Consider the following 21,677-nt stretch of genomic DNA (forward strand, 5'->3'; position numbering starts at 1 on the left):
TAAAAGAATACTCAGTCAAACAGTGGCAAACTTATGTTGCACATTAGTTTTTATAATGTAAAAACCACTTTAGCCCTAAACTAGTTTATCTTGCGAACCTGCATGAAAAAAAGGCTGTAGGCCGATTAGGTTTAGAGTTAGAATGCCGCCACTCCCAAAATCAGAATAAAGTTAACTAAGGAGATATCAGGTGGCCTCTACCTCATTCTACGCACAGATTAATCAACAGCTTGCAGACATCAAAGCCGAAGGCTTATATAAAAGCGAGCGTGTTATTGCCTCACCGCAACAAACTGCCATTCAAGTTAATCACCAAGAAGTTGTTAACTTTTGCGCGAATAATTACCTAGGCCTAGCGAATCACCCAGAGCTAATCAAAGCCGCCCAACAGGGCTTAGACAGCCACGGCTTTGGTATGGCATCAGTACGTTTTATTTGCGGTACCCAAGACATACATAAAAAGCTAGAAGCTAGCCTGAGCGAATTCCTCGGCACTGAAGACACCATTCTTTACTCTTCATGTTTTGATGCGAACGCAGGTCTATTCGAAACCTTGTTAGATGCAGAAGACGCCATCATTTCTGATGCGTTAAACCATGCTTCTATCATCGACGGTGTACGTTTATGTAAAGCAAAGCGTTTCCGTTATGCCAACAACGATATGGCCGATTTAGAAACTCAGTTGATCGCCGCGAAAGAAGCGGGCGCCCGTAATATCTTGATCGCCACCGATGGCGTATTCTCGATGGACGGCGTGATTGCTAACCTGCAAGGCGTATGTGATTTAGCCGATAAATACAGCGCACTGGTGATGGTCGATGACTCTCACGCGGTAGGCTTTATTGGCGCAAACGGCCGTGGAACCCACGAATATTGCAATGTGATGGACAGAGTGGACATCATCACCGGCACCTTAGGCAAAGCCTTAGGCGGCGCATCGGGCGGTTTCACTTCGGGTAAAAAAGAAGTCATCGACTGGTTACGCCAGCGTTCACGTCCTTACCTGTTCTCTAACTCATTAGCGCCGTCAATCGTGACTGCATCTATCCATGTGTTAGAAATGCTCAAATCAGGCCAAGCCCTGCGCGAAGCCGTATGGGAAAACAGCCGTTATTTCCGTGAGCAAATGTCAGCAGCAGGCTTTACTTTGGGCGGCGCCGACCACGCGATTATCCCTGTGATGATTGGTGATGCGAAACTGGCGGGCGACTTTGCTAACCGCTTATTAGCAGAACATATTTATGTTATTGGCTTCTCGTTCCCAGTCGTTCCTAAGGGACAAGCCCGTATCCGTACGCAAATGTCAGCGGCACATACCCGTGAGCAACTCGACAAAGCGATCACCGCCTTTACCCGTATTGCCAAAGAAATGGGCATTATTTAGGACTTAAGACAATGAAAGCACTAAGCAAGTTAAAAGCCGAAAAAGGTATTTGGTTAGTCGATGCGCCTAAGCCAGTGATGGGCCACAACGATCTGCTGATCAAAATTAAAAAAACTGCGATTTGTGGCACCGACATGCACATCTACAACTGGGACGAATGGTCACAAAAAACCATTCCAGTCCCTATGGTTGTTGGTCATGAATATGTAGGCGAAGTGGTTGATATAGGCCAAGAAGTTCGTGGTTTTAAGATTGGAGACCGCGTGTCTGGCGAAGGTCATATTACCTGTGGCCACTGCCGTAACTGCCGCGCAGGCCGCACCCATTTATGCCGTAACACCTCTGGCGTGGGTGTCAATCGTGAAGGTTCATTTGCAGAATACTTAGTTATCCCCGCCTTTAACGCCTTTAAAATCCCTGATGATATCAGCGATGATTTAGCCTCAATCTTTGACCCCTTTGGTAACGCTGTGCACACAGCATTATCCTTCGATTTAGTCGGTGAAGACGTGTTGATCACCGGCGCAGGTCCCATCGGCATAATGGCGGCAGCAGTATGTCGTCACGTAGGTGCTCGCCATGTGGTGATCACCGACGTCAACGAATACCGCTTAGAACTGGCCCGTAAAATGGGCGCCACGCGCGCTGTGAACGTGTCAAAAGAAAACCTAAAAGACGTGATGAAAGAACTGGGCATGACCGAAGGTTTCGACGTTGGATTAGAAATGTCTGGCGTACCCTCAGCCTTCCACGCCATGTTAGATACCATGAACCACGGCGGCAAAGTCGCTATGCTCGGTATTCCTAGTGGTGAAATGGCCATCGACTGGAGCAAAGTGATCTTCAAAGGTTTGGTCATCAAAGGCATCTACGGCCGTGAAATGTTCGAAACTTGGTACAAGATGGCCAGTCTTATCCAATCAGGCTTAGATATTTCACCTATCATCACTCACCACTTCAAGATTGACGATTTCCAACAAGGTTTCGACGCTATGGGCTCGGGCCAATCAGGTAAAGTAATCCTCAGCTGGGATTAATCCTCCAGAGCATTACCTAGATAGGGGCTGTACACTCGCAGCCCCTTGTTGCACACTTATCCCATCTTGATTTCCATTTCTTAGCTTTGTCAGGTTTTATTATGTCTTCCTTTAAACACTTAAGCGTTAATCAATTGCTGCAAATGACCGAAGCACAGCCAGTGCAAATCGTCGATATCCGCGATGGCAATAGCTTCACCAACGGCCATATTGCAGGTGCAACTAACCTGAATAACGAAAACCTAGCGCAATTTATTAGCCAAGCCGATATGGATAGCCCACTGGTGGTGGTTTGTTATCACGGCATGAGCAGCCAAAATGCGGCGCAATATTTATGCGAACAAGGTTTTGATGACGTTTACAGCCTAGACGGCGGCTATAGCGCTTGGCATGAGGCGAATGCATGATAGAAATTGGCAGACTCCCCAACAGCAGAGCCGCGCAGGCATTTGTCGATTACCTCAAAGGGGAAGACATTGACTGCCAAATTGAGCCGCTGGTTCAGGGTGTTGCCATTCTGGTTATCCATGACAAAGATGTGGAGCAAGCACGCAAAGAGTTTGCCCACTTTATTGCTCACCCTTACGACAATAAATATCTGCAAGCCTCATGGGAACACGGCGATACCCAAACCAAACTCGATTATGGTGCCCCTTCGCTGCAGTTGTTCACCCAATTTATTACTGGCGCAGGCCCAGTCACGCTGATCATATTTGCGGCTTGCGTACTCATTTTTGCAGCGATGAACTTAGGATTCGCCAACCAAACCTACGAAGCACTGTCCTATTTTGGGGCCGTACCTCATTCAGAGTTCAGCCAGTTCTGGCGTATTTTTACACCGAGCCTACTGCATTTTTCAGCCATGCACGTCATCTTTAATTTGCTCTGGTGGTGGTATTTAGGTGGCAAAATCGAAACCCGTATCGGTACTGCACCATTACTCATCCTGCTGTTTGTCGCAGGAACTCTGCCAAACGTTATCCAATATTATGTCGGTGGACCTAACTTTGGCGGGCTGTCCGGCGTTGTGTATGCAGTGGTGGGTTACACTTGGATCATGGGTATACGTAAACCCGCAGCTGGAATAGATTTCCCACCATCATATATGGGCTTTATGATGATATGGTTGGCATTGGGATTCACAGATATTCTAGGGGTTTCGGTTGCTAATGGTGCCCACATTGGCGGCTTACTCATAGGTTTAGCCCAAGGTTTATTTGATAGCCGCAAATCCTCGAGCTCAATCTAATAACTCAATCTAATATTGTGAACCAAGATAAATCCTGAAATTTATCTTGGTTCAATGACTCGCTTCACTCCTCTACAAACCGCTCAAACTAACTCTGATCAGTCATTTCTAGTAGCTTAACGACTAGCTTCTCGATGCCTGAATGCGCCTCAGCAATATTACCAGCCAACATATAAGCGGGAGTGCTGACAATGCGATTCGCTTCATCCACGACTATCTCATGTACTGTCGCAACTTGATGCTCACCGCCCATCAAATTAAACGCTGCGACAGTATCGCTATCATTACCGATAGTGCCTTTTACACCCTGGGGATATAAACGCGGGATCATCATAGGAGCAATACAGATAAAACCAACGGGCTTTTTCGCCAGAATGAACTCATTGATAAAATCAGTCACCAGCGGTTCCACTTCACACTCACTGCCATTCGTCGCAAAGTTACACAGATTTTTCGCCGCACCAAAGCCACCGGGAATGATCAAGGCATCAAATTCGGCGATATCTAATTCTGTGGTCGCTTTGACTTCGCCACGGGCGATACGTGCCGACTCCACCAGCACGTTACGACTTGCAGCAGCATCGACCTCGCCAGTGAAATGATCTACCACATGCATCTGTTTGATATCAGGTGCAAAACACTGGTAGTGAGCCCCTGATCGGGATAAGCATAAAAGCGTTAAAACCGATTCATGTATCTCAGTTCCATCGAAAACACCACATCCACTCAGTAACACTGCGACTTTTTTCATTAAAAATATCCTTCTTATGTCATTAAGTTTTAACAAACCATAAACAAACTAGTTGATCTGATTAAAAATCGTGCTAACTTAATTCGTCGAATCTGACGAGTGCCGAAAATTAAGCCAATCCTTAGATGTATTTTACGGAGTCAATAAAAAATCCACAAATTGGGAAGATTTTTTAAGAAACAGTATTGAACTCACACAAATCTTTTATAAACATAAAAAACAACAACTTAAAAAAATCGCACTAAGCCGTAATCATCGCCATTATTCTCAGTTGACTTTTTCACTCACAGACTTATCCACAGGCTGAGAGTCATTTTGCCATGGCTGAAATAGTGCTTCTGTGGCATGCTTAGCGCCATCTAAGTCATCGATAAACGAAAAATACCTATGCCAACCGTCGCTAAAAACCCACTTGTGCTTGTGGATGGATCTTCTTATTTGTATCGCGCCTATTATGCGCCTCCTCACCTGACAAACTCAAAGGGCGAAGCAACGGGTGCCGTTTATGGCGTAGTGAATATGTTACGCAGCTTGTTGACCCGTTATCAACCAAGCCATATCGCAGTCGTGTTCGATGCCAAGGGAAAAACCTTCCGCAATGACATGTACAGCGAATACAAAGCACAGCGCCCACCTATGCCTGATGATCTACGTTCGCAAATCGAACCCTTGCATCGCATTATTCGCGCACTAGGTTTACCACTGATTTCAATTTCCGGCGTCGAAGCCGATGACGTGATCGGTACTATTGCCCGCCAAGCCAGCTTAGAAAACCGTGCCGTGCTTATCAGCACAGGCGATAAAGACATGGCGCAATTAGTGGATGAAAACGTTACGCTCATCAACACCATGACAGACACCATAATGGGCCCAGAAGAAGTCGTCACCAAATTTGGTGTCGGTCCAGACCGTATCATAGATTTACTCGCGCTGATGGGCGACAAGGCCGACAACATTCCCGGCTTACCCGGCGTAGGTGAGAAAACGGCGCTCGCTATGCTCACGGGAGCCGGCAGTGTGAGTAACTTATTAGCGGAACCCGAAAAAGTCGCCGAGCTCGGCTTTAGAGGTTCTAAAACCATGGCGGCAAAGATCATTGAAAATGCCGACATGCTCAAGCTTTCTTACGAACTCGCCACCATCAAAACCGATGTCGAACTTGAGCAAGATTGGCACGAACTCACTCTCATGCCAGCAGACAAAGATGAACTGATCAAATGCTACGGCGAGATGGAGTTTAAACGTTGGTTAGCTGAAGTCTTAGATAATAAAATGACGGCAAATACCTCAATTGATGCGGCATCCACAGAAACGCAAGAAGACTCATCTCCAGTCGAAGCGATTGAAACACAGTACGACTGCATTCTCACCGAAGCCGAATTAGACACTTGGATTGCTAAGCTTAAACAAGCCGACTTAATGGCAATCGATACTGAGACCACCAGCTTAGATTACATGGTGGCCGAATTAGTCGGGATTTCCTTCGCCGTTGAGACAGGAAAAGCCGCTTATCTTCCTTTAACCCACGATTACGTTGGTGCACCGACTCAAATCGATAAAACGGTCGCGTTAGAAAAACTGCGTCCGCTGCTTGAGGATCCAAAGATCAAGAAAGTCGGTCAAAATCTTAAGTACGACATCAGTATCTTAGCCAATGCAGGGATCAAACTACAGGGCGTCGCTTTCGACACTATGCTCGAATCCTATGTTTTCAACTCAGTGGCTTCGCGCCATGATATGGATGGTTTAGCGCTCAAGTACTTAGGCCATAAGAATATCAGCTTTGAAGAAATCGCCGGTAAAGGTGCAAAACAGCTGACCTTCAACCAAATTCCACTGGAAACGGCTGCGCCTTATGCGGCCGAAGATGCCGACATCACACTGCGTTTACACCAACATTTATGGCCAAGACTCGAGAAAGAAGCCGAACTTGCCGCCATGTTTACCGGAGTCGAATTACCGCTAATCCAAGTATTGTCGGACATTGAACGTCAAGGGGTATTAATCGACAGTATGTTACTCGGCCAACAGAGCGATGAACTGGCGCGTAAAATCGATACCTTAGAAGAAAAAGCCTACGACATTGCTGGTGAAAAATTCAATCTTGGTTCACCTAAGCAGCTGCAAGTCTTGTTTTATGAAAAGCTAGGTTATCCGATCACCAAAAAGACCCCAAAGGGTGCGCCATCGACCGCGGAAGAAGTATTAGTCGAATTAGCCTTAGATTTCCCACTGCCAAAGGTGATCCTCGAGCATCGAAGCCTATCTAAGTTAAAGAGCACTTACACCGATAAGCTGCCACTGATGGTCAACGCCAAAACGGGTCGCGTACACACTAGCTATCATCAAGCTAATGCGGCAACAGGTCGCTTATCGTCAAGCGAACCTAACCTGCAAAATATTCCGATTCGCACCGAAGAAGGTCGCCGTATTCGCCAAGCCTTTATCGCCCCAGCAGGCCGTAAAATTTTGGCCGCCGACTACTCGCAAATCGAACTACGGATCATGGCCCATTTATCCCAAGATGCAGGCTTACTCAAAGCCTTCGCCGAGGGCAAAGACATTCATAGAGCCACTGCTGCAGAAGTATTTGGTACCGACTTTGATGAAGTAACCACAGAACAACGCCGCCGTGCCAAAGCGGTTAACTTCGGCTTAATTTATGGCATGTCAGCCTTTGGTTTGGCGCGTCAGCTTGATATCCCACGCCATGAAGCACAAACCTATATCGATACCTACTTTGCCCGTTATCCTGGCGTATTACGTTATATGGAAGAAACGCGCGCGGGTGCTGCTGACTTAGGTTATGTGTCGACTCTGTTTGGTCGTCGCCTCTACTTGCCCGAAATCCGTGATCGTAATGCGATGCGCCGCCAAGGTGCTGAACGTGCTGCGATTAACGCGCCAATGCAAGGTACGGCTGCTGACATCATCAAAAAGGCCATGATCAATATTGCCCAGTGGATCAAAACAGAAACCCAAGGCGAAATCACTATGATCATGCAGGTTCACGATGAATTAGTGTTTGAAGTCGATGCGGATAAAGCAGAGGCACTTAAAAAGACAATCTGCACCTTGATGGCGCAAGCAGCTAATCTCGATGTTGAACTGCTTGCCGAAGCAGGCATTGGTGATAACTGGGATGAAGCCCACTAATCTCAGTAATATCCAGAAGAACACTATCAATATGATTTAACTGAAAATAAAGCTAATCTGACTTCAATATTTTGAGCTCAGATTAGCTCTCTCCCGTCTTAATCGCCTCTAAGAACATCAATACAGAGTCCTTTTCATCACTCAGCATAAATAACCCTTTCACAATACAAATTAGCTCGTTAAGTTAGACAAACTTCATCGGCAGAAAATGATTCACTCACAGCCAAACAATCTTTACCTGATACATTTGGCAGTAGAGTTCATCGATACACTGCCACAGCAGATGGATATTAAAAGGTGTGATTTACTCGAATTGAAACTGCATTCAAGTCAGCCATATATGCTCAAGAATGCCATAACGGTTGTTCTCTCACGCGTACACCAAAATCTTAGGTCAGGATTAGAGTAAAAAATCAAATCTCAAATATTGATCACTTTTGTATATAAATTTCGATTTTTCTCTTTAAATCAGCCAATTAACCATTTTCACTGAAATTTTAGGATCAATTTGAGATGCTTTTTCACTCACAACCTGAGATCAAGCGCACATAATTACCTCTTTTTTGAAAAAACTGTTTTCCATTTAAAGATAAATAGAGTAATATTCTCTGCGTAGGGTACAGAGGTTAAGATGTTCTATCTTTCAGACCTTTATTTCACTTATAGTGATGAGCCAAATTCTGGCGCCTCAGCAACTTGTTTGCTGAGGCTTTTTTTTTGCTCTTTTTTCAGACTTTAAGTAAATTTTAGAGTATTTACTTTAATAAGGGATGAATTGGCTGTATGCTAGTTTCATTGAGAACCATTGAAGCTAATTTGATGGTGCTTGAGTCTTGTTGAATTTAGCTTCTCCCCAAAAGAGCTAATATTTTTGGCCGATGATAATATCATCGGCTATTTTTTTGCCTGAGATTAACGAATAACCGATGGGAATGAGACTGAACAAAAGAGAAAAAATTGCAGTAAAAACAAAGAGGAGGTATACACAGTCAAATTCTACCATGTACACCAAAACAGGCGATATTATTCAGCGTTATTCGCTGCATCTAACTCATCAGTCAACCACTGTGGATGACACCATTCATTAAGAATTGCCAACACTTTAGGCTTACCGGTTCCTTTAAGTGATGAGAAGGGTTCAACTTGCACCCAGTCGCCAAACTCACTTAGTGCGAGACGCACTTCATTTACGGTTTTCATCTTAGCACTTTGGGCTAATTTGTCTGATTTCGTTAGCAAAGCTAATACTGGAATTTCACTAGCAACTGCCCATTCAATCATCTGCATATCGAGATCTTTTAATGGATGACGAATATCCATCAAGACAACCACGCCACTTAAACAAGCGCGTTTTTGCAAATATTCACCCAATGCTTGCTGCCATTTATTTTTCAACGCAAGTGGGACTTGCGCAAAGCCATAACCAGGCAAGTCAACTAAACGACGCTGAGCATCTAACTCAAATACGTTAATTAGTTGAGTACGGCCCGGTGTTTTACTGGTTCTTGCTAAACTTTTTTGCTCAGTTAATGCATTGAGTGCACTAGACTTTCCAGCATTAGAGCGGCCAGCAAATGCAATCTCAACTCCAACATCGCCGGGCAGATATTGATCCAAATGTGCAATGTCAGGTGCACTGATTAAAAACTTTGCCCTACGAAAATCTATACGAGATTCAGTCACTATTTACTCCGAAATTTTTCTACGCAATACCATAATTTATGAAGAATTACTTACTTTCCCACGTTTTCGTGTAAAATATTACTCCGATCACATTAATCATATTTTACCACGCTTGCGGGTCACCCTAGTAAGCTCAGGATAATAATTTAACCAGAAGTTGGAACGCCATGAAAAAGCTAGCTCTTGCGCTGTCTGTTGTAATTGCCGCCATATCTTCACCTGCGATTGCTGAAGGTAATGCTGAAGCGGGAAAAACGAAAATCATTGTCTGTTCGGCCTGTCACGGTATGGACGGTAACAGTATGATCGATATGTACCCCAAAATTGCGGGCCAACACGCCACTTACCTCCAAAAGCAACTACATGATTTCCGTAGCGCAGCACAAACTGGCGGTAAAGATGGTCGTATGGATCCTATCATGAGTGGCATGGCAATGCCTCTAAGCGATCAGGATATTCTCGACATTAGCGCATATTTTTCTAGCCAAGCAATCCAAGTGGCTGAAGCAAAAGATGTTCCTGAGTTAGGCGCTAAACTTTACAAGGGTGGTGATGTTTCTCGTGGCATTACCGCTTGTATGGCATGTCATGGCCCAGATGGTAAAGGCGCTGAGCTTGCAGGTTTTCCAACGCTGGCAGGCCAACACGCAAACTACATCAAGATCCAGCTGACAAAATTCCGTGAAGCGGGCCGCCATAATGACTTAAATGGCATGATGCAAGATGTGGCTAAGAAACTAAATGATAGCGATATCGACGCGCTATCAAAGTATCTTTCTAGCCTGAAGTAATCTTCGCGAGTGAAAAGAAGGGTGTATTGTCACCCTTTTTTACACCCCAAAGTTGACGTGGACGTAAACTGCAAAGATTCGTGCTTGACATAGATCACAGATTTCGGTTTAATAAGCCCCGTACCGAGATAAACCCATCTGTTTGTACAAAAAGATTAATAATAACTTACAGGTTTCGGTATAATTAACGTTCAAGATATAAGAATAAAGATACTCAATAACAATAATATACTTAAGACCACTCTCTAATAATAACAAGAGTCGTGATTTCCATTTGAAATCCAGGTCAGCACAATTTTGTAAGGGATGGCCGATAACGCCAATTTGCTTCTAGCAAAACACCTTACACTAAGGGTAACTTGCCCCATCAGGACATAGTTTACATGATGTAAACTGTAGCAAAGGAAGCGATAAGCTTAGGATGCACTGGCTGGATGCTTGTTATCACAGGAAGGTACTTAAGTAACATGGATGGTTAACTCGACGTCAATGATGACGATGCTTTAAAAGATGTGTTGCGAGACCATCTACGGAAACTGTAGTCAGGATGGCGACAGAAAAAATAAAGTGTCTGGAAGACCATTAACAAAAATAATGCAGGGAAAGCAGTAAAAAAAAGAAGGATACCGACCGGGAAAGTCGCATAGCAAGTATGGATACTTGGAATCAGGATAAGGTGCTAAAGCACCCTTTGTAAGGCGGCAGTTTAACTGCCGCCTTTTTTCTTTTGTAACACCCCATTAGTGTCTAAAATGTGCACTCAACCAATATAATTGGTACAATCAAAGCCTTAATAACCACTTCAGCAGACTCAATGCCCAGATGCCCTCTTTGTCATAACAGTCAGACACGACTCCTTCATCAAGATAAAAAGCGGAGTTTTTATGTTTGCAAGACATGTGAGTTAACCTTTGCGGATGCGAATAGCCATTTACCCCCCGCGGCAGAGAAGCAAAGATACGGTCGTTCACGCATAGCGTCGAAGCAAAAACAGTTATCGCAATTTATTTTGCCGCTGTTAGCGCAATTAGAGCAGCAACAAGCTGGCAGTTTATTAGGATTGAATTTTGGCCGCATACTCGATGATGAGAGCCTGACGACCATAGAAAGCGCGGGCCACAAGTTAAATCAATATGATCCCTTTTTTGCCCCGAATCATGACGTGTTAAAGCTAGAGTATGATTTTATCTGCTGTTATCGGGTGTTTGAGCATTTTCAAAACCCTATAAAAGAGTGGACTTTGCTCTCTCGGCTACTGCATTCTGGTGGTTGGTTAGCGATAAGCACACCATTACTGACTGAATTAGATGGTTTTGCTAAGTGGCATTATAAGAACAACCTCACCCATGTGAGCTTTTATCAGCGACAAACCTTCGAGTACCTCGCAAACAATAGCGATTTTGAACTATTATTTGCCGCAAAGGACCTCGTTTTGATGCAAAAAACATCATAATCTGGTATAACACTCGGCCTAATTTCGCACCTTGTAGACAAGCTAACCCTTAGTCTACAAGGCCATACGTTGTAAATAATTGAGAAGACCATGTCTCGTAGCAAGAAAACACGCAAGGGCGGCGAGAACAGCCCTAAGTTACAGCCAAGAGTGAAGAAGCAAGATCGCGCTGTAGCGACTGGCAAACGTAAAGATTCTGGCAATAAATCAGGTAGTCGTCATAACGAAAGCTTAATTTTAGCGCAAGCGCCGCAACAGCAGGCCGCTAAGAAAAAAGACCCGCGTCATGGCAGTAAAAAGCCTGTGGCTTTAGCAATTCCTGCGGCAGTGGTAACAGATAAAGCCGCTCAGCCAAAAGTGAAACAAGCTAAGCTGACTGACGAGCAAAAACTGCTGAAATTGGAAGAAGATCCAAGACTAAATCAGCTGTTAGATATGCTTGAAGAAGGCCGCGACCTCAACGAGGTTGACCAAAAGTGGTTAGATCAACAGCTAAATAAAATTGAAGCTCTGATGATTAAACTAGGCATTAGCGACGATATGGATGATGACACACCTTCATCACCTGCTAAGTCTTTATCTGACGATGAGTTGTTCGACAAATTCGAATCAGGCGCTGACTTACTAAAAGATTATCAAGACAAGTTCTAACCTCTCAGTGCTAAGGCATAGGGAACTCAGTTTTTAGCTGTGGCTCCTTATGCCATTCATATAAGGAGTCTCTGTGTCTACGACTATCATTATTCTCGGTTTTATCATCATAGTAGCGCTAAGTAGCTACGCCACCTTCTTAATCCTAAAACTCAAGCAGCAAAAAAAGCGTCAGCAGGCTGAACAAGCCGAGCGTGAAGTCACGGCGAATGCAAAACGTGCCCAAGTTTTAGATGATATCCGCTATATCGCCACTGCCATGATTGAAGACCGCTGTGAGATCTCTGAAGGCGTGGTCAGGATTGGGCGATTATTTGAAATCCTGTCATTAAGTGAGCGTGTGGCTCCCGATTACCCTTCATTATTCAAACACTTTGAGTTAATTAAAAATCATCCCATCATGGATGCTCGTCAAGCCTTGCCTAAGCAAGAAAGAATGAAGTTAGACTTGATCAGAATGAAGTCCGAAGCCGCATTAGAGCAAGGCATTAGTGATGATGCGAAAAAACTGTCGGATTACCAAGCCAAAGCGATGCATTAAACCAGCCCATTGCTATACCTCAAGACCACTTATATTGTGGTTTTGAGGTCATCTCGATAAAACCCGCACCAATCTTACCCTCCTTACTCCCGTGAGCCTGCGCACAAAACCGCCAAATATCGACAGACAAGCGTACTTTTTTGATAGATATTGCGTAACTTCTAAAATGAAAGACGTCATTTTTACAACCTAGATCAAGGTTATTTACTTAAGAACCTTGCATACTTCGCTTGTTGCTAATTTACCCACGGAGGACACGCCTTGAAGCAGCCCACTCAGATTAGCTGGGATCAGTCGATGATCGAAAAATATAACTACAGCGGTCCCCGTTATACCTCTTACCCAACGGCATTAGAGTTCGATGATACATTCACCGAACAAAATCTGCTGACGGCCATTGAAAATAGCAAAAGCGATAAACTGTCGCTGTATATTCATATCCCGTTCTGCGCCAAGCTTTGTTATTACTGCGGCTGTAATAAAGTCATCACCCGCCACCAACACAAAGCCGATCAGTACATTGAATATTTAAGCCAAGAAATTATTAAACGTGCGCCCCTGTTCAAACATTACAGTGTGACCCAAATGCATTGGGGCGGCGGTACACCCACGTTCTTAAATCCAGAGCAGATTCTTAAACTTACGTCACTGATTAAAGCTAACTTTAACTTTGCGGAAGAAGGCGAGTACTCAATTGAAGTCGATCCTCGCGAGATTGAGCTGTCAATGCTCGACACGTTGAAAGAAGCGGGCTTTAACCGGATATCCATCGGTGTACAAGATTTCAATAAAGAAGTGCAAATTGCCGTTAATCGCGAACAAGATGAGCAATTTATCTTCGACTTAATGGCCAAAGCAAAAGCCATGGGTTTTGTGTCAACCAACATAGATTTAATCTATGGTTTGCCACACCAAACGCCAGAAACCTTTGCCGCCACTATGCAGCGCGTTTTAGATTTATCGCCTGACCGTTTGTCGGTATTTAACTATGCTCACTTACCTGCGCGCTTTGCCGCTCAACGTAAGATCAAAGACGAGCATTTACCTTCGCCAAAACAAAAACTCGAAATGCTGCACCAAACTATTGAGACCTTAACTGGCGCTGGCTACCAATATATCGGTATGGACCACTTTGCTAAACCCGATGACGAGTTAGCCAAGTTGCAGCGCGAAGGCAGACTGCACCGCAACTTCCAAGGTTATACCACCCAAGAAGAATGCGATTTGTTAGGTCTTGGCGTATCATCCATCAGTCAGATTGGCGACTGCTATGCGCAAAACCAGAAAGATATCCGCCCTTACTATGAGGCCATAGATAAGGAAGGCCATGCTTTGTGGAAAGGTTGCAGCCTAAACCGTGATGATGAAATCCGCCGCGTCGTGATTAAACAGCTGATTTGCCACTTCGAACTGGATATGGCGAAAATTGATGAGAAACTGGGGATTAACTTCGAAACCTATTTCGCAGAAGATCTTAAGTTAATGCAGACATTTATCGATGATAAGTTAGTTGAAATCGTCGACAGACAGATCACTATCAGCCCTACTGGCCGTTTATTGATCCGCAATATCTGTATGTGCTTCGATCTTTACTATCGTCAAAAAGCGCGTCAGCAACAGTTCTCACGCGTGATCTAAAACGCTTATTGCTGCACTCGCAAACGCTCACAAAAAATCCGACTCTAGAGTCGGATTTTTTATTCATTGCAATTTTTAGTAACGACTCAGAATCGACTTATGCCTTAGCGGCATAAAGTGCTTTGCGCTCACTGTCCGATAAAAATGCCATTTCAACGCCGTTACGTTGCACCTGCGCTAACTCAGCATCGGTTAACTTGAGTTCAGATTTGGCGATACGATACTCATGCTTAATATCGATAGCGCTCACACCGGGATCATCGGTATTTAGGCTTATCAACACGCCTGCATCCATAAAGGTTCTGAATGGATGCTCAGCGTAAGAAGCCACAGTAGAAGTATGCAAGTTACTGGTTGGGCAAGATTCGATGCCAATACGGTGCTTAGCAAGATATTCCATCAACTTAGGATCGTGAATCGCGTTCACCCCATGACCAATTCGAGTTGCGCCAAGTTCTTGAATCGCTTGCCACATACTTTGTGAACCCGCAGCTTCACCGGCGTGAGCCGTAATCGCAAGGCCAGCATCACGAACACGTTTAAAGTGATCGTTAAATAACTCGCCAGGGAAGCCCAATTCATCACCGGCTAAGTCCATAGCCACGAGATGTTGTTTATGGGCGAGTAAGCCCTCAAGTTCTTGAGTACAAGCCGCTTGACCGAATGAACGTGACATAATGCCAATCAAATTGATCTTCACGTTATAGTCTTTTAAGCCCGCTTTAACGCCATCAACGACCGCCTCAACTACGCCTTCAATCGGTAACTTATGGTTCATCGCCATATAGTAAGGACTAAAACGTAACTCAGCGTAATCTAAGCCAGACAACGCCGCATCGGCAACGTTTTCATAGGCCACGCGTTTAACCGCATCCAAATCTGCGAGTACAGCAACCATCCAATCGAGCTTCTTTAAGAAGGCGACTAAGCTAGTTTCTTTCCCCTGAATTTGCACAAAAGGTGCGAGTGTCTCTAAAGAATCGGCAGGTAGCGCAATGCCGTGTTGGTGTCCTAGTTCCCAAATGGTATTTACCCGCACATTACCGTCTAGGTGACGATGCAGATCCACCAATGGAATGGATGTATCAATCATATTTAACCCCTATTTGAACTACCCAGCCAATGCTTTTGTTATTTGGTCGCGGGCGGACACTAAGTTTAACACGCATTTTCGGGGGCATTTATGCGCCAAACGCATTTAAATTCACATTCAGTCACAATTCTGCTTAATATCCATACAAGGAACGGCCGCATTCATCAGGCATAATGACTTCAATAACAACGAAAATATCAGAGATCTAACATGCATAAACTCTTAATCCCCAGTTTATTGATATGCGCATTAGGCGCCTGCAGTGCCCAAACCACAAAAAATATTCAAACCCCATCGTCACAGGCAATATCAGCAGCACAGTCGCAAGTTGAGCCAATCGCTCCCGCGCTGCAAGCGATTATCGACCAAAGCTGGCAATTACAGCTCAGTGCCAGTCCTGAAATGGCTTACAGCATGGGCGATGCCAGTGCAGCAGGAAAATTAGCGGATCTCTCGCCAGCCGCGCTCGCTAAGCTTAATCAAGGTCAAATCGCAGTACTAGCGCAGCTCAAAGTACTCGACCGCAGCAGCTTGAGTAAAGAAGATAAGATTAACGCTCAAATACTGGAAGATCAGATCCAAAACGATGTCGACCTATATCGTTTCAAGGATTATTACCTGCCCATTACGGCGGAAAGCGGCTTCCACGCTTATATCACGTCAATCGCACAGGGAAGATTCAACACCCTTGAGGATTACCGCAACTATATTGCCAAACTCAATGCACTCCCGACCTATTTCGCCCAGCAAACCCACTGGCTAAAACAAGGATTAGCCGAGGGAATAACGCCGCCAAAAGTGACACTCAATGGCTTTGAAGACAGTATCAGTGCTTATATCGTCCCTGTTGAAAAGAGCAGTTATTTCAAACCTTTTACTCAATATCCCAGCTATTTCACTGAGGCACAAAAAACTCAGCTGACCCAAGAAGGCCGCGCTTTAGTTGAGCAAAAAGTTCTACCTCTGTACCAAAACTTTTATGATTTCATGACTAAAGAGTACATTCCCAATGCACGGGAAAATATCGCGGCCAGTAGCTTACCTAACGGCGCAGAATTTTATGAGAATAAGGTACGTTACTATACGACCTTGAATATGACGTCGGCAGAAGTGCATGAGCTGGGCTTAAAAGAAGTTAAGCGTATCCGCCAAGAGATGGAGCAAATCATCAAGTCCGTAGGCTTTAAAGGCAGCTTTGCCGACTTCTTACATTTCCTGCGGACCGATCCTCAGTTCTACACCACCAGTGCCGAGCAGTTACTCAAAGAAGCGGCATTTATTGCCAAAAAAGCCGATGCCATGCTGCCTAAATACTTCGGCAAACTTCCCCGTAAACCCTATGGCATAGCGCCAGTGCCCGCCGAAATTGCACCGAAATATACCACTGGACGATATTCAGGATCGAACGGCGATGATGAACCCGGTTACTACTGGGTCAACACTTATGCATTGGATAAGCGCCCACTCTACGAGCTAGAAGCTTTAACTTTGCACGAAGCCGTACCCGGCCATCATCTGCAAATTTCACTCAACTCAGAGCTAACGTCACTCCCAGATTTTCGTCGTTATGGCTATATCTCTGCCTTTGGTGAAGGATGGGGGTTATATTGCGAATATTTAGGTTTAGAAGCGGGTTTCTACCAAGATCCATACAGTAACTTTGGTCGCTTAACCTATGAAATGTGGCGCGCGGCCCGTTTAGTCGTAGATACTGGCATGCACGCCCAAGGATGGAGTCGTCAACAAGCCATCGACTTTATGGCCAGCAATACCGCACTATCACTGCACAACGTCACTACCGAAATTGACCGCTATATTTCGTGGCCAGGACAAGCCTTGTCCTACAAAATTGGTGAGTTAACAATCAAACGATTACGTGCCAAGGCAGAACAGGAACTCGGCGACAAATTTGATATTCGTGCCTTCCACGATGCAGTGCTCGAAAATGGCTCTGTGCCTATGTCGATCCTCGAACAGCAAATCAATGATTTTATTGAAGCGAAAAAGGCGACACGCTAAGTTAATGAAATTCATGGGAGTCGGTATTTTCAGACTCCCATGGTTGTCTGTTACACTCTAACAAACCATTCAAGCCAAATGATTTGCGACTGAGTATGAGCCAAGCCAAAGCGACATTTTCGACTGAACACGATTTAAATACCTCAGAGCAGCAAGCCTTCTGGCAAAGCGTTGTTCAAGACACGCTAGCCTCTGCCGACGGCGTCACGCTGGCCTATATGATGGTCAAACATCCCCAAGCGCATACCGCAATCGTTCTCAGCAGTGGCCGAGTCGAGTCCTATTTAAAGTATCAAGAATTGGTCTTCGACTTATACCAACAAGGTTACTCTGTTTATGCCATAGATCACCGTGGCCAAGGGCTATCGGATCGTATGACAATCAATCCACACATGGGCCATGTGCGAAGATTCAATGATTATATTGATGATTTTGCACTATTTATGCAGAAGATAGTGTTACCACAAAACGACAAACAACTCATGCTACTTGGCCATTCAATGGGTGGCGCGATTGGCACTTTGTATCTCAAACAGCATCCCGATATTTTTACCGCCGCGGCATTTTCCGCACCCATGTATGGCATTAAATTACCTATGCCAAAAGCGTTCGTACGCTGGTTAGCCAGTAAACTCGATACCACACTCAATGGCGGCGAGCCTAATTATGTACTTGCAGGACAAAACTATAAACCTGTTCCATTCAAAGGGAATGAGCTAACTCACAGCCAAACCCGATACCAAGCCTACCGAGAATTGTATGATGCTGCCCCTAAGTTACAACTCGGTTCACCCACTAACCGTTGGTTGACTGAATCTTTAGATGCGGCAGATACTTGCGTACTGGCAACGGCACAAATTCGCACTCCGATACTGATACTGCAAGCGAGTGAAGATAAGATTGTTGATAATGCGGCCCAGAATCTCGCCGTGAGTACCCATTGCCAATTGAAAGTAATCGCTGGGGCTGCCCATGAGATTTTTATGGAAAAAGACGCCTGCCGAAACCAAGCCTTAAACTATGCTCTCGACTTCTTTAAACGCTACGCAATAAAGGACGAGGACAAACAAGCTGGATAAAGTCCGCTTGGTTTAAGGCTCGACTGAATAAATAGCCCTGATAGCCATCACAGCCAAGTTCAAAAAAAGCTTGATATTGTTGGGATGATTCGACACCTTTGGCGACAACGCTCAAATTGAATTGCCGCGCAGAGGTAATAAGTACATTCACTTTTGTTGGCATTGTGGTTAATGAATCAATACAACTCATATCCAATTTAACCGCAACTAATGGCTGATTCGCTAAGCAGCTCAAGGCACTCAAGCCCGAACCGAAATGATCGAGGATGATACCTACACCTGCTTCAACTAACTTAGAGACACGCTCATCGACAAACTGTGGTTGCATTAACAATGCGGCCTCATTGAGCTCAATACCCAGTTGATGAGCCGCAATACCATGCTCCTTAACCAACCCAACGAATGCATCAACAAAATCTGCCTGACCAAATGAAAATGCACTGATATTGAGAGTCAAAGGAGGCAAACTCCTTCCTTGAGCCCGCGATTTCTGAATAAACAGACACACCCGCTTAGCCACCCAAAGATCAAGCTCAGCAATAATTCCCCCTTGTTCTGCTAACGCCACAAATTCAGATGGCGGAATAAACTCTCCATCAGCACGATACCAACGCGTGAGCACTTCAGCCGAGACAAGTTCACTGGTCGCATTGATCACAGGCTGGAACATTAACGTTAAGCTATCTTGTTGTAATGCGGTTTGTAATTCCTGTTGCAACAGCTCATCACGGCTCTGGCGAAAGTCCATTTCAGCATGGTAAAAAGCGCACCCAGCTTGACCTGCTTGCTTAGCGCTTAACGTTGCTAACTCGGCACGACGCATCACTAAAGCTGGATCTAAGGTTTCTATACTATCGAGTAAACAAATCCCCACACACGCGCTAAGCTCAAAGTGATGATGACCGTAATGGAATGGTCGAGCAATCACTTGCCTTAACTCACTCGCAAGGGCTAAAGCACGACGAGCAGCGGCTGACGCATCTGCCGCTAAATCTTTAGCAAGCAAAACGAAATTACCAGACTCTAATCGACCGACCGTTATATTTTCAGTGAAATAACTCGATAAACGGGCCGCGATTTGCGTTAACAAGCGCTCTAATTCATGGGAATGTAAAGTGGCGACCAATCCTAAGCGATCCACCTCAACGAGCAGCAATGCTCCCCATTGCCCCGAACTATTACCTTGGGTTAAAAATTGCGATAAACGCACCATAAAGACATCGGGCAACATCTTGCGACCGACAACAGATTGATCCACAAGCTCAGTAATTGCAGCATGGTTCTTCGCGCTTTCTGACACATCCATATGAATGCCTATCATGCGAGTCGGGCGCCCTTGGGGATCCCAATCAACTAACATACCGCGGTCTAACACCCACACATAATGGCCATCTCTATGCCGTAAGCGGTGAACACTTTCAAATTCTTTACTCTTTCCGCTAACGTATTCCTGCAAAGCATCTAACACAATCTGCTTATCATCGGGATGTAGCCGCGTCTCCCATGTCTGGAATACTCCAGCCAATTCATCAGGCGCATAACCAATCATCTCTTTCCAGCGATCAGAAAGAAAAACCTCCCCCGTACTGATGTCCCAATCCCAAATACCGTTACGCGAACCTTCCACAGCAAATAACCAACGCAATTCACTGTCATTCAGCTGTTTAACTGCCCGACTTAAACGCTCATGTGCCTGCTGCAAACTGGCTTGCAAAGATAAAACTTCAGATGAACTCCAAGGTATCGATGTCGAAAAGGAAGAAGTGCCTACCTGCTTAGCAGCCTCGCTCAACATTTGGAATGGGCGGATCAACAGGAAATATAAAATAAAGGTAAAGCCAATCAGCAATAATCCGCCAAGGCCCCAAACCCGCATAAAACGTTGCTGCAACTTAGCAGAAGCTTCGGCAACTAGAGGGGCTAAATCGGCTTCAAGATAAATCAAATCAACTGCCCCACCATACTGGGGAAGAACGGGATAATATGCTTGAATAGTTAAACGGTCGAGATTAACGAGGATCTGCGGAAGAAAAGCTTGAACCACAGAGCGGTGAAGGTCTACATCATAACCATCGATGACTTGAGTCGCATTGCTATCACGCCACACAGTATGATTAGCAAAACGAATACGGCTTTCAGCATCAACCAAGATATACACCATAGTGCCCATATCCAGTGCAGCTAAGGATACTTCCTGCTCAATCCGCTCCACATCCTGTAAAGCTTGCGCCGATTGAACCACATTCTGCATGCGGAACAACTGTTGCTTTATCAAAGCCGACTGTCGCTGCGCAAGTTCAGCCCTAACTTGGTCACTTTCGAACAGGTACTCGCCTATGACCAACACTAAATATAGGGTCAGCATACAAAGAGGAAGCAGTACCGCGAGCGAAAGCTTACGAAGCATAGGCAACAGATGGCCGTTAACAAAAAAAATTAATATTTTTGTATGCTAACGGGAAACTGACCACTAAGCAAAAGGACTTATCAAACTAAGCGAGATCTTCATGTAAATAATCAACTTAGAGTATAAAAGTCAGAAATAAAGGAAGGAAAAAATGTAAAGAACTAGCAGAAGAACCAAAACTAAAATGAATAGAATAATGCTATATAGCATTGGTCTTTAAATGACGATTTTACAAATTGCAGACGCAAAAAAGCCAGCTTATTCAGCTGGCTTGGTTACATCTCAATGAGATAATTAGGTGCTTGGCGATGACCTACTCTCACATGGGGAGACCCCACACTACCATCGGCGCGTTTGCGTTTCACTTCTGAGTTCGGGATGGGATCAGGTGGTTCCACAAGGCTATTGTCACCAAGCAAATTCTGTTTATTACCGTGTCCATCTCTGGACCACGTTAATAATAATTCGGAAAGCTGATTTGCTTTGTTTGAGTTCAAACTTTATCAAGTATCTGTATTCTGTCTAAGGCTGCTTATAAAACCCATCTGGGTTGTATGGTTAAGCCTCTCGAGTCATTAGTACATGTTAGCTCAACGCCTCACAACGCTTACACACCATGCCTATCAACGTCCTAGTCTCGAACGGCTCTTTAGAGGAATTAAATTCCTAGGGATGACTCATCTTAGGGCTCGCTTCCCGCTTAGATGCTTTCAGCGGTTATCGATTCCGAACGTAGCTACCGGGC

General features: G+C 44.8%; 16 protein-coding genes and 2 rRNA genes. 12 read left to right on the top strand and 6 right to left on the bottom strand.

Annotated features, from left to right (window positions below):
- Window positions 1-190: 190 nt before the first annotated feature.
- The 4 genes from L5L94_RS08930 to glpG all read left to right on the top strand — a co-directional run bounded on the left by L5L94_RS08930 (window position 191) and on the right by glpG (window position 3,670).
- On the top strand, window positions 191-1,384 hold the full coding sequence (locus tag L5L94_RS08930; protein WP_168826108.1) for a glycine C-acetyltransferase: 1,194 nt from the start codon (window positions 191-193) through the stop codon (window positions 1,382-1,384).
- An 11-nt stretch (window positions 1,385-1,395) separates the two neighbouring features.
- A complete protein-coding gene (gene tdh / locus L5L94_RS08935) occupies window positions 1,396-2,421 on the top strand; it encodes an L-threonine 3-dehydrogenase (protein ID WP_012090660.1) in 1,026 nt (341 codons plus the stop codon).
- Window positions 2,422-2,522: 101 nt separating this feature from the next.
- Complete coding sequence (glpE, locus tag L5L94_RS08940; RefSeq protein WP_006084745.1) at window positions 2,523-2,828, top strand: thiosulfate sulfurtransferase GlpE; 306 nt, start codon at window positions 2,523-2,525, stop codon at window positions 2,826-2,828.
- On the top strand, window positions 2,825-3,670 hold the full coding sequence (glpG, locus tag L5L94_RS08945; RefSeq protein ID WP_263162662.1) for a rhomboid family intramembrane serine protease GlpG: 846 nt from the start codon (window positions 2,825-2,827) through the stop codon (window positions 3,668-3,670). The genes glpE and glpG overlap by 4 nt, the downstream gene beginning before the upstream one ends.
- Before the next feature lie 88 nt (window positions 3,671-3,758).
- On the opposite strand, the gene elbB is transcribed toward glpG, so the two are convergent.
- On the bottom strand, window positions 3,759-4,421 hold the full coding sequence (gene elbB, locus L5L94_RS08950) for an isoprenoid biosynthesis glyoxalase ElbB (RefSeq protein WP_263162665.1): 663 nt from the start codon (window positions 4,419-4,421) through the stop codon (window positions 3,759-3,761).
- A gap of 387 nt (window positions 4,422-4,808) precedes the next feature.
- Between elbB and polA the strand changes: the two genes are divergently transcribed.
- Window positions 4,809-7,577, top strand: a complete 2,769-nt coding sequence (polA, locus tag L5L94_RS08955; RefSeq protein WP_263162667.1) for a DNA polymerase I — start codon at window positions 4,809-4,811, stop codon at window positions 7,575-7,577.
- Between the two features lie 1,023 nt (window positions 7,578-8,600).
- On the opposite strand, the gene yihA is transcribed toward polA, so the two are convergent.
- Window positions 8,601-9,260, bottom strand: coding sequence for a ribosome biogenesis GTP-binding protein YihA/YsxC (yihA, locus tag L5L94_RS08960; protein WP_006079362.1), 660 nt, complete (start codon window positions 9,258-9,260; stop codon window positions 8,601-8,603).
- A gap of 167 nt (window positions 9,261-9,427) precedes the next feature.
- On the opposite strand from yihA, the gene L5L94_RS08965 reads away from it, so the two are divergent.
- The 5 genes from L5L94_RS08965 (at window position 9,428) to hemN (ending at window position 14,334) form a co-directional block, all read left to right on the top strand.
- Window positions 9,428-10,051: a c-type cytochrome gene (locus L5L94_RS08965; RefSeq protein ID WP_105250761.1), complete on the top strand. Its 624-nt coding sequence runs from the start codon at window positions 9,428-9,430 to the stop codon at window positions 10,049-10,051.
- Window positions 10,052-10,865: 814 nt separating this feature from the next.
- Window positions 10,866-11,504, top strand: coding sequence for a class I SAM-dependent methyltransferase (locus L5L94_RS08970; protein ID WP_263162670.1), 639 nt, complete (start codon window positions 10,866-10,868; stop codon window positions 11,502-11,504).
- Between the two features lie 90 nt (window positions 11,505-11,594).
- Window positions 11,595-12,155: a Der GTPase-activating protein YihI gene (yihI, locus tag L5L94_RS08975; protein WP_105250763.1), complete on the top strand. Its 561-nt coding sequence runs from the start codon at window positions 11,595-11,597 to the stop codon at window positions 12,153-12,155.
- 73 nt (window positions 12,156-12,228) lie between these two features.
- Window positions 12,229-12,696, top strand: a complete 468-nt coding sequence (locus L5L94_RS08980; RefSeq protein WP_113940148.1) for a DUF2489 domain-containing protein — start codon at window positions 12,229-12,231, stop codon at window positions 12,694-12,696.
- Between the two features lie 261 nt (window positions 12,697-12,957).
- The gene (gene hemN / locus L5L94_RS08985) at window positions 12,958-14,334 is read left to right on the top strand and encodes an oxygen-independent coproporphyrinogen III oxidase (protein WP_263162672.1); all 1,377 of its coding nucleotides are present in this window, start codon (window positions 12,958-12,960) and stop codon (window positions 14,332-14,334) included.
- A 97-nt stretch (window positions 14,335-14,431) separates the two neighbouring features.
- Here hemN and add read toward each other — a convergent pair whose 3' ends face one another.
- A complete protein-coding gene (add, locus tag L5L94_RS08990; RefSeq protein WP_219235140.1) occupies window positions 14,432-15,427 on the bottom strand; it encodes an adenosine deaminase in 996 nt (331 codons plus the stop codon).
- 210 nt (window positions 15,428-15,637) lie between these two features.
- On the opposite strand from add, the gene L5L94_RS08995 reads away from it, so the two are divergent.
- The gene (locus L5L94_RS08995; protein ID WP_263162675.1) at window positions 15,638-17,446 is read left to right on the top strand and encodes a DUF885 domain-containing protein; all 1,809 of its coding nucleotides are present in this window, start codon (window positions 15,638-15,640) and stop codon (window positions 17,444-17,446) included.
- Between the two features lie 95 nt (window positions 17,447-17,541).
- The gene (locus L5L94_RS09000; protein WP_105250768.1) at window positions 17,542-18,525 is read left to right on the top strand and encodes an alpha/beta fold hydrolase; all 984 of its coding nucleotides are present in this window, start codon (window positions 17,542-17,544) and stop codon (window positions 18,523-18,525) included.
- Here the strand turns inward: L5L94_RS09000 and L5L94_RS09005 are convergent.
- The 3 genes from L5L94_RS09005 to L5L94_RS09015 form a co-directional block, all read right to left on the bottom strand.
- Complete coding sequence (locus L5L94_RS09005; protein WP_263162678.1) at window positions 18,482-20,932, bottom strand: GGDEF domain-containing phosphodiesterase; 2,451 nt, start codon at window positions 20,930-20,932, stop codon at window positions 18,482-18,484. The genes L5L94_RS09000 and L5L94_RS09005 overlap by 44 nt on opposite strands.
- Window positions 20,933-21,232: 300 nt before the next feature.
- Window positions 21,233-21,348: ribosomal RNA gene (gene rrf, locus L5L94_RS09010) — 5S ribosomal RNA — on the bottom strand.
- A 138-nt stretch (window positions 21,349-21,486) separates the two neighbouring features.
- Window positions 21,487-21,677 (bottom strand): 23S ribosomal RNA (locus L5L94_RS09015); the annotation flags it as partial.

The organism is Shewanella sp. SM21, from assembly GCF_025654335.1.
GTDB lineage: Bacteria > Pseudomonadota > Gammaproteobacteria > Enterobacterales > Shewanellaceae > Shewanella > Shewanella oncorhynchi.